The 1,915-nt window shown below is 35.4% G+C and carries 1 protein-coding gene; it reads left to right on the forward strand.

All coding sequences use genetic code 11. The features are described from left to right. Positions 1-91 precede the first annotated feature (91 nt). Complete coding sequence (locus tag GQR46_RS19175; protein WP_165728078.1) at positions 92-1,819, forward strand: response regulator; 1,728 nt, start codon at positions 92-94, stop codon at positions 1,817-1,819. Positions 1,820-1,915: the final 96 nt, after the last annotated feature.

Here is a 1,915-nt window from a genome sequence, read left to right on the forward strand (position 1 = left end):
TAGTTGGGCTTTTTTATTTAATAATCATTATTTAAGCTGCTTATTAGTTCTAAAAAATTGAGCTACACTTAAAACAAAAACAGGGCTTAGTATGTTTAAAGTTGTCGCGAATATCCGTACTCGTTACCGATGGGCATTAATAGCAATAGCACTATTAATAAGCACATCAGCATCACTTATGCAGTATTATTTTTCGGTGCAAAAATATGACGCAAAAATAATAAATATGGCTGGTAAGCAGAGAATGCTTTCTCAAAAAATAGCTTGGCATAGTAATGAGTTATTATTATCGGCAACAAATATTTCTGAGCATACTAAAGCGTTAAAGACATCAGTCGTATCATTCAAAAAAACTCATAATTACTTACTTTCAAAAAATGCTAATGGAGAGTATCAGTACCTTACACCTAAGCTTATTAAGCTATATACGTTAGCTCCTCATAAACTAGATTCCCAAGTTGCAACATATATCCAGCAAGCGGAAAATTTGCTTTATCAACAAGGCCAAGTAGATAAGCGTATATTCTCTGTAACTGAGGTTGAAGAGCTATTAAAGCAACTAGATCATGCAGTGAATTTATTTGAAGAGCAAGCTGTCCAAAAATTGAACTGGGTATCTAACCTTGAATTATTATTTTGGCTTATGGCGATGTTTTTACTACTTGTAGAGTTAAGGTTTGTATTTATGCCAATGGAAAAAGAAATAGGTAACGCATTGTCTAAATACCAAAAGCAAAAAGAGTTCGCTCAACAAGTGAGTCAAAATAAAGAGCATTTTATTGCCAGAGCAAGTCACGAATTTAGAACTCCTTTACAGGGTCTTATTACGTCTATTGAGGAGTTAAAGGTTTCTGATACGCAGCAAAGCGTTAAAACCCAAGCTAATTACTGTGCACTTAGGTTAATAGCCATATTAGATGAACTGCAGGACTTGCAAGCTTTAAGTACAGGTAAGTGGGTACCGCAATTTAAAAATGAAAACCTTCTAGAGTCGTGTAATAAAGTACTAATGGCTTACGAGCATGCTTGTCAGCAAAAAGGCCTAAAACTAGTTAGTTGTTTAGATGAATCATTAAATTGTGTATGTAAATTGGATCATCAACGTTTGCAGCATACGCTTACAGAATTAATCAGTAACGCTATTAAGTTTACGACAGAGGGTGAAATTACTGTCTCTGCAAAGCTTTTTAATAATGAACTTTGTGTCACTGTAAGTGATACTGGTTGTGGTTTTTCGAAAGAGATTACTGATCTTGAATTTGACTCATTTAAACAAACAAACCATTTTCAAGGATTAAGAACAGGTCTCACTCGGGTTCAGTATGTTGTAAAGGCGTTGCACGGTGAAATTACCTTCAAAAATAATGAAGCCCATGGGGCGCTGGTATCTTTGCACTTACCAATAATTGCCAGTAAAGCTCTCCCAAACCCTCGTAAAATAAATGACAAACTAAAGTGTTTAGTCGTTGAAGATAATCCATTAAATACTATATTACTGACCCGCATACTTAGCTTATTAGGTTTAAGCTATGATTGCGCTGAAAACGGCAAAGTCGCGTGCGATATGGTGAGTGAAAATCAATACGATATTGTTTTTATGGACTTAAATATGCCAGTAATGGATGGGTTTGAGGCGATTAAAAAAATACGCTCTGATCTTAATAAAGTAATGCCAATTATTGTTATAACAGCAAATACTTCACAAAATGATATAGAGCGAGTTTATGAATACGGAGCTAACCTCCATATTCATAAGCCAATAAGCCAGCAAGCAATTAAAGACGCATTAAATAGTATTAGCGTTGCTAGGGCGTGTTGATCTTTGGTAGTTGAATTTGCAGCAGACTGTTTGGTTTTTAGGCAAGGCTGAGCCTATGTAGTGTGGTTATTCCCCATAAATAGGCGATAACGCAGC

It is taken from the genome of Pseudoalteromonas sp. Z1A6 (genome assembly GCF_011378745.1).
Lineage (GTDB): Bacteria > Pseudomonadota > Gammaproteobacteria > Enterobacterales > Alteromonadaceae > Pseudoalteromonas > Pseudoalteromonas arctica.

Bases quoted from the DNA above. Each gene is read 5' to 3' on its own strand.
- GQR46_RS19175 (WP_165728078.1), top strand. From the start codon at position 92: ATGTTTAAAGTTGTCGCGAATATCCGTACTCGTTACCGATGGGCATTA.